Annotated in this window: 5 protein-coding genes; 4 read left to right on the top strand and 1 reads right to left on the bottom strand. The window is 64.5% G+C overall.

All coding sequences use genetic code 11. The features are described 5' to 3' along the window. Window positions 1-77: 77 nt before the first annotated feature. The 3 genes from VN047_RS07185 (at window position 78) to VN047_RS07175 (ending at window position 5,200) form a co-directional block, all read left to right on the top strand. Complete coding sequence (locus VN047_RS07185) at window positions 78-1,274, top strand: MFS transporter (RefSeq protein WP_325541448.1); 1,197 nt, start codon at window positions 78-80, stop codon at window positions 1,272-1,274. Window positions 1,275-1,396: 122 nt separating this feature from the next. Further along, entirely contained in the window at window positions 1,397-3,847 is a 2,451-nt protein-coding gene (locus VN047_RS07180) for a glycoside hydrolase family 3 protein (protein ID WP_325541447.1), read from the top strand. 45 nt (window positions 3,848-3,892) lie between these two features. Beyond that, window positions 3,893-5,200, top strand: a complete 1,308-nt coding sequence (locus tag VN047_RS07175) for a sugar MFS transporter (RefSeq protein WP_325541446.1) — start codon at window positions 3,893-3,895, stop codon at window positions 5,198-5,200. A gap of 150 nt (window positions 5,201-5,350) precedes the next feature. On the opposite strand, the gene VN047_RS07170 is transcribed toward VN047_RS07175, so the two are convergent. Continuing rightward, entirely contained in the window at window positions 5,351-6,487 is a 1,137-nt protein-coding gene (locus tag VN047_RS07170) for a sensor domain-containing diguanylate cyclase (protein ID WP_325541445.1), read from the bottom strand. A 214-nt stretch (window positions 6,488-6,701) separates the two neighbouring features. On the opposite strand from VN047_RS07170, the gene VN047_RS07165 reads away from it, so the two are divergent. Further along, window positions 6,702-7,782 (top strand): RimK family alpha-L-glutamate ligase (locus tag VN047_RS07165; RefSeq protein ID WP_325541444.1); only part of this gene is annotated, 1,081 nt, incomplete at its 3' end.

Raw genomic sequence — 7,782 nt, 5'->3', positions numbered from 1 at the left:
CCCGCGGCCGACCGAGCCGACGCGCGTGCAGGGCGGGTTGGTGCAGCGCGGATCGACGGCGCCGCCCGTGGCGGTTCATGGCTGATACCGGCGTCTCGCGCCGCCAGTCGACAGGATTCCTCTTGCTCTATGCGTTGGCGGCCGCCGGTGGCGCCATCGCCTATGTGCCCTTCCTGACCATCTGGCTGCCGGGGCGCATGACCGAGCTTGCGGGTGCCGCGGATGTGCAGACGCTCGGCTATGTCACCTTTTTCGGCGCAATCGCCGCGAGCGTCGGCGGAATAGCTTTTGGCTGGCTCAGTGACCGTACCGGTAACCGGCGCGGCTGGATCCTGACCGGGCTCGCGCTGACCATCGCCTTGCTGCTTCTCGTTCCGCTGGCGCACAATATATGGATGCTGGTCGGGCTGATCATCGCGTGGCAGCTGACGCTCAACATGATGCTCGGGCCGCTTGCGGCATGGGCGGGCGACTGCGTCCCCGACGAACAGAAAGGCCTTCTCGGCGGGCTGCTCGCCTTCTCGCCGGCGCTCGGCGGCTGGTCGGGATGGCTCGTCACCTGGCCGGGGCTGGTGACCGCCGAAAGCCGGCTGGTTGTGATCGCGTTGCTTGTGGCTACTGCCGTGCTGCCCGTGCTGCTGCTCGGCCGGCCGCGATCATTCCCTGACCTCATGGCACCGCAGCCACAGGGCATGGAAGATGAAAGACGACGACTCCCGTCCGGCCCCGCAATCCGCATGTGGCTGGCGCGTTTGCTCGTCCAGATCGCAGAGGCGGCGTTGTTCGCCTATCTCTATTTCTGGTTTCGCTCGATCGATCCGGGGATGCATGACAATGAAAAGGCGCGGCTGTTCGGCATGGCGCTGACGATCGCGATCCCGATCGCGCTGGCGAGCGGTCGCTGGGCGGATCGCAACGACCGGCCCTTCGTGCCGCTTGTTGCCGCAGCAGCCGTGTCGAGCCTCGGCATGGTCGGGATGGCGCTGGCGACCGGGCTTGGCGCGGCGAAAGCAAGCTATCTGGTATTCGGCGTCGCGACGACTATTTTCCTGTCACTCCATTCCAGCCAGACGCTGCGCATCCTGCCCCGATCCGACCGGCGCGGACGCGACCTTGGCATCTTCAACCTGACCAATACGGTGCCGTCGCTGATCATGCCCTGGCTGACGATCTCGCTCGTCCCGGGCTTCGGGTTCGATGCGCTTTTCCTGCTACTCGCGGGGCTCTCTGCGATCGCGGTGCTGCTACTCGCGACGATGCCGCGCCTGCGCTGATCGAGGCCGAAAACAGAGCGCTTGATTTCATTCACCCGCTGTGCGACATCGTAAATTGATAACGTTCACAAAATTGGATGGGAGAGACGATGCGCCGACAGGCAATGCTTATGGCGACTGCAATGCTTTTGGCAGGGACCGCAGTCGCCGCGGCGCAAACCAGCGAGACCGGCGCGGCGACGGTCCATCCTGAGCTATGGCCGGCAGCGAAGAGCCCGGCGGCGATCTCCGATCCCAAAACCGAAGCGCGGATCGATGCGCTGATCAAGAAGATGACGATCGAGCAGAAGGTCGGCCAGCTGGTCCAGGCCGATATCAGCACGATCACGCCCAAGGACCTTGAAACCTACCCGTTGGGGTCGATCCTTGCCGGCGGGAACAGCGGTCCGAACGGCAACGAACGCTCGAGGGCGGCCGATTGGGCGAAGCTGGTCGGCGATTTCCGTGCGGTGTCGCTGCGGCCGCAGGCGAACGGCGTCGCGATCCCGATCATCTTCGGCGTCGATGCCGTGCACGGGCATAACAATATTCCGGGCGCGACGCTGTTCCCGCACAATATCGGGCTCGGCGCCGCGCGCGACCCCGAACTGATCCAGCGTATCGGCGCAGTCACCGCAGCCGAGATCGCAGGTAGCGGGATCGAATGGACCTTCGCCCCAACGCTTGCGGTGCCGCAGGACCTGCGCTGGGGCCGCAGCTACGAAGGCTATGCCTCCGACCCGAAACTGATCGCCGAATATGCCAAGGCGATGGTGCTCGGGCTTCAGGGGCCGCTGGCCGCAGGCAAGACGGTTGGCGCGCAGCATGTCGCGGCGACCGCCAAGCATTTCCTCGCCGACGGCGGCACGTTCGAGGGCAAGGACCAGGGCGATGCCAAGGTCGGCGAGAAGGAACTGATTGCCAAGCACGCGATGGGGTATCCCGCCGCGATCGACGCCGGCGCGCTGACTGTCATGGCGAGCTTTTCGAGCTGGCAGGGCGTAAAGCATCACGGCAACAAGGGGCTGCTGACCGACGCCCTCAAGCAAAAGATGGGTTTCGCGGGGTTCGTTGTCGGTGACTGGAACGGGCACGGGCAGGTCGCGGGGTGCAGCGTCACCGACTGCGCGCAGTCGATCAACGCCGGGCTCGACATGTTCATGGCACCCGACAGCTGGAAGGGCCTCTACGAAACGACGCTGAAACACGCAAAAGACGGCACGATCAGTGCCTTGCGGCTCGACGATGCTGTGCGCCGTATCCTGCGCGTGAAATACAAGCTCGGGCTGTTCGTCGAGGGCCATGTTAACCGCGGCAACTTTGCGGCGGTGGGCGCGTCCGACCATCTCGCCGTCGCACGCGAGGCGGTCTCCAAGTCGCTGGTATTGTTAAAGAACAATGGTAACATTCTTCCAGTCAAGCCGGGCGCGAAGGTGCTGGTGGCGGGCCCGGGCGCCGACAATATGGCGATGCAGTCGGGCGGCTGGACGATCAGCTGGCAGGGAACCGACGTCGTCCGCTCGGACTTCCCCAACGGCCAGACGATCTGGGAAGCGCTGAACAAGGCCGTCGGCGACGCGGGCGGCAAGGCGACGCTGTCGGCGAACGGCAGCTTTACCGAAAAGCCCGATGTCGCGATCGTCGTGTTCGGCGAGGCGCCCTATGCGGAATTTCAGGGCGACGTCGCGACGCTCGATTACCAGCCGTCGGATGCGACCGACCTTGCGACGCTCAAGGCGCTGAAAGCGGCAGGAATCCCGGTCGTCGCGCTGTTCCTGTCAGGACGGCCGATGTTTACCAACCCCGAAATCAACGCCGCCGATGCGTTCGTCGCGGGCTGGCTTCCGGGGTCGCAAGCCGCGGGCGTCGCTGACGTCCTCGTCGCGGGCAAGGATGGCAAGACGCGGCGCGCCTTTACCGGCGCGCTGCCTTTCGCTTGGCCCGCCGACGCGCGTTCGCCCGTCGAAAAGCCGCAGTTCGCGGTCGGCTATGGTCTGAAATATGGCGAGACGCGGCAGGTGCCGCAGCTGTCCGAAGAATTGGGCGTCGACATCACCGCAGCGTTGAATGTCGAGAATTTCTTCTCGGGAGGACGTGCGCGGGCGCCGTGGGTGCTCTCGATCACCGACGCGGGTGGCAAGCGCCCGGTCGAATCTCCGCCGATCGCGAGCCCCGGCGGCATGATCGCGGTCCGATCGGTCGACGTGCGCGCGCAGGAGGACGGCAAGTCTTTCACCTGGACGGGCCCGGCGACGCTCGAATTGACCGGCCCCTATGCCGACCTGTCGCGCCAACTCAATAACAGCTTCGCGCTGCGCGTCGACTGGCGGATCGATGCGATCGGCAGCGCGCCGGTCAGCCTCGCGCTGGGCGGCAAGGCGTTCGACGTCTCGGCCGCGGTCAAGGCGGCGCCGAAGGGGCAGGTGTCGACGATCAAGGTGCCGCTGCGCTGCTTCGCCGATGCCGGCGCCAATCTGCGGCAGGTCGACTATGCCGTTTCGATCGCCGGCGACAAGGGCTTCGCCGCAACGCTGCTGAATACGAATGTCGAGGCGGTTGGCGAGAATCTGCCTTGCCCGCCGGCCGCCAAATAACCAAACCCGCACACGGGTTGGCCCGATAAAAACAGGGAGAGAGACATGGCATTGGCTCCAAACGTCACGCCGAGCGCGAATCCGGACGCGTTTGAACAGCCGGGCAGGGGTGGCGGAAGCACGAAAATAGTGCTGATACTCGCCTTCGCGGTATTTTTTCTGCTCGGCGGGGTGACGAACATCAACGACCTGCTGGTCGGCAAGTTCAAGCCGATGTTCCACCTGACCCATGCCGAGGCGAACCTCGTGCAGATGGCGTTTTTCATTGCCTATGGCGCCTTTTCGATTCCCGCCGGCATCATCATGTCAAAGCTCGGCTATATCCGCACTTTCGTGCTTGGGTTCGTCATCGTGGCGGCGGCTGCCTTCCTGTTCATCCCGGCGTCGGCGGCGGCGTCCTATCCCGGTTTCCTTGCCGCGCTCTTCTGCATCGGCGCGGGGATCACGGTTCTGCAGGTGGCGATGAATCCGGTGATCACCACCCTGGGGCCGGTCGAAACCTCGCACAGCCGGCTGACCTTCGCGCAAGCGTTCAATTCGATCGGCGTATTCCTGATGGTTTATGGCGGCGCGACCTTCCTGCTCGGCGATTCGCAGCCGATCGACGCCGAGACCGCAAGCGAGGCGCAGATTCAGGCGTATCGCGTTGCCGAGGGCGCGTCGATCGGTACCGCCTATATGTGGCTCGGCGTGCTGATGCTGGTAATCGCGGCGGTGTTCTGGATGTACCGGTCGGCGCTCGACCACGCCAAAACCGACGATGTGAAGCTTGAGGGGACCTGGGGCCTTCTCACCCACAACCGCCGCGTCCAGTTCGGCGCGCTGTGCATTTTTCTCTATGTCGGCGCCGAAGTGGCGATCGGTTCGAACCTGATGGCCTATCTCGGCGATCCGAGCGTGATGGGACTGGGGCTCCAGGCTGCGGGCAAGCTGGTTGCGATGTACTGGCTGGGCGCATTGGTTGGCCGGCTGCTGGGGGGCTTCATCCTGCGACTGGCCAAGCCGGGACGAGTGCTCACGATCTTTGCGGGCGGCGCGATCTCGCTGATCATCCTGTCGGCGGTGACGACGGGCGCATTGTCGGGTTGGGCGCTGATCCTCGTCGGCTTTTGCAATTCGCTGATGTTTCCGACGATCTTCAGCCTCGCGACCGAAGGGCTCGGCGAACGGACGCCGCAGGGGTCGGGAATCATGTGTACCGCGATCATCGGCGGGGCGATCGTCCCGTTTCTGTTCGGAACGGTGGCCGATCTTGGCGGCGACATCCGTCTCGCGCTGGCGGTCCCGCTGATCTGCTATGCGATCATCGCGTGTTTCGGGCTGTGGACGGCTAAGCGCCCGGCGACGGCGTAACGGTCGAGCATCGGCGCCCGAGGGTCGGACATCTGCGGCAATCGCCGGTTTCGGCGATTTTGCACGGCATGATCTGACGGTTAAAGCCGCAGGCGACCGGTTTCCGGAACCGGTCGCCCGCGACAACCCCCCTCGCGGGAAACGCGATATTCAGGTGCGATCGGCGATTTCGACGCGGTTCCGGCCGCTTTCCTTCGCCTTGTACAGCGCATCGTCGGCAGCTTTCAGCGCGGCGCGCGTGTCGGTATAGCCAAAGACGTCGGCCACCCCGCCGGAAAAGGTGATCTGGCCGAACGGTTCGTCGGTCTTGCGGTTGATGAGCCGCCGTTCGGCGAGCGCCTCGCGCGCCTCGTCGAGCTTTTCGGCCGCTTGCGTCGGCGTAAGGCCGCGGAACAGCATCACGAATTCCTCGCCGCCGTGGCGCGCGACATGGCAATGATCGTTCGAGATCCGTGCCAGTGTATCGGCGATCGCCTTGATCACGCGGTCGCCGGCTTCATGGCCGTGGATGTCGTTGACGCGCTTGAATTCGTCGATGTCGCAAAAGGCGACGCTCAGCGGTTCGCAAGCCGCGCGGGCTTCCTTGAAATGCCGGTCGAGCAGGATCTCGAACGCGCGCCGGTTGGGCAGGCCGGTGAGAAAATCGAGTTCAGCGTCGCGTTTCGCACGCTCGAGGCTGCGGCGAAGCGCCTTCGCTTCATCCTCGCTCTTGCGCATGTCATCCTCTGCCTTGCGCGTGCGATCGAGCATCACTTTGGCGAGATCGGCAAGGCTGGAAACAATCCGGCCGGTTTTCTGCAATTGTTCAAGGTCGGTGACATGCTGTTCGAGTTCGACGCCATAATCGCTGGTGACGGTGCGCGCTTCCTTGGTGTTTGCGTGAAAGGATTCGAGATTGGTTTCAAGCCGCGTCATCAGCCGGTCGAGATCGGCGCGGTCGGGTTGGCCGCAATCCTGTTCGGCCAGTTCGTCGAGCCATTGCTGGGTAATACCCGTCGGCGATTGCGATTTGGACGCGACCTGTCGCGCCAGATGCGGGTTCGCACCCGAAAAGGCGGCATGCGCGAGCAGCAGGTTGGTCGGCGACACGTCGAGGTCATTGTCGACCAGGAAGGCCATGATCGTCCCGATCAGCTGATGCCGGGCGAGCTGCGCAAGGTCGCGTTTTCCTCCCCCCTCGGCGAAACTCTGTCCGCCCAGCGGGGAACCGTCGCGTTCGCGGCGAAGCCCCAGCCAACCCAGGAGCCGCCCTACCGGCTCGTTCGATGGTGTCGCTTTGATGGTCATGCGACCTATAACGTTCCGGACAAGCGAGATTTAAGCCGGATTTGCCCCGAACCGGCGGGATTTTCGGGTCGTTTTCGGTCCGGTCTGGAGCATGTCGCGCAATCCGAGCAACAAATCAGATGCTTAGGCGAAAATCTCGCCTGAACGATTGCGCAAGAGGGACGTTCTCTGGCACTGAGGCGATGCGTTCGAGCGGATCACAAAGGAGCCGACCGTGCTGGGCTGGATATTCTTCGCGCGGAATCTTGATCCCGCCTTGCCGGAGGTGCCGGAAATCCTGAGGTTTCAGGAAGCGGCGGCCGAGCGCGGGATCGAACTGCACGTTCTGAAACCGCATAATTTCGATATTGTCGCGGCGCCGGTCGACGGCTGGTCGGTCCATTATGAGGGCCACTCGCTCGACCGACCCGACTTTATCCTGTGCCGAACGGGCGCCGAAACCGACTATTTCACCCTCGCGGTGCTACGCCACTTCGAGCGGCGCGGCGTTCGGCTGATCAACGGCCCCGAAGCGATCGACCTTGTCGCCGACAAGCTGCACACGATGCAGCGGCTGGCGCGCGCCGGACTGCCGATCCCGGCGACGATCCTCGGCAAGTTTCCGATGGACGTCGACACCGTCGCCGACGAACTCGGCTTTCCGGTGATCGTCAAGACGCTGCGCGGGACGCGCGGGACGGGCGTTCTCAAATGCGAGGACCGCAGCCAGTTCGAGGATCTTGCGGGCTTGCTCGAAAGCGCCGATGCCAAGGCCGATTTCCTGTTCCAGCATTATGTGCGGTCGAGCCACGGCCGCGATGTCCGCGTCCTCGTTATCGGCGGCCGTGTGATCGCGGCCATGGAGCGGCGCGCGCCCGCGGGGCATTTCAAATCGAATGTCTCGCTGGGCGGGGTCGGCATCGCCTACACTCCGACGGGCGAGATGGCCGACCTTGCCGCACGCGCCGCCGACACGCTGGGGCTGGAGGTTGCCGGGATCGACATCTTGTTCGACGACGAAGGCTACCGGATCTGCGAAGCGAACAGCGCGCCGGGGTTCCAGGGGCTTGAGCGCGCGTGCAGCATTGATGTCCCGAACGCGATCTTCGACTGGATCGAGGCGAGCCATGCGGCCGAGGGGCGGCCGATCAGGGCGGTCACCGGCGAAGCGCTGATTGACCTTGTTTTCGGCGGCAGGCTGAGTCTGCGCGCGGTCGGCGACCGGGTCGAAGAACCGCGCGCCTTCGCCCGCGCCGTCGGCGTCCGGCTCGTCGGTGCGGGGTTGGGATCGGTGCTTTCGTCGCTGGTGCCGGGGC

The organism is Sphingopyxis sp. (assembly GCF_035565275.1).
Lineage (GTDB): Bacteria > Pseudomonadota > Alphaproteobacteria > Sphingomonadales > Sphingomonadaceae > Sphingopyxis.
Note: the sequence above shows the minus strand (reverse complement) of the source record. Positions and strands in the feature narration are given on the sequence as shown.

What these genes read in the sequence shown, in the direction of transcription:
- VN047_RS07180 (WP_325541447.1), top strand. Translation starts at nt 1,397, where the DNA reads ATGCTTTTGGCAGGGACCGCAGTCGCCGCGGCGCAAACCAGCGAGACC.
- VN047_RS07170 (WP_325541445.1), bottom strand. Translation starts at nt 6,487, where the DNA reads ATGACCATCAAAGCGACACCATCGAACGAGCCGGTAGGGCGGCTCCTG.
- VN047_RS07175 (WP_325541446.1), top strand. Translation starts at nt 3,893, where the DNA reads ATGGCATTGGCTCCAAACGTCACGCCGAGCGCGAATCCGGACGCGTTT.
- VN047_RS07185 (WP_325541448.1), top strand. Translation starts at nt 78, where the DNA reads ATGGCTGATACCGGCGTCTCGCGCCGCCAGTCGACAGGATTCCTCTTG.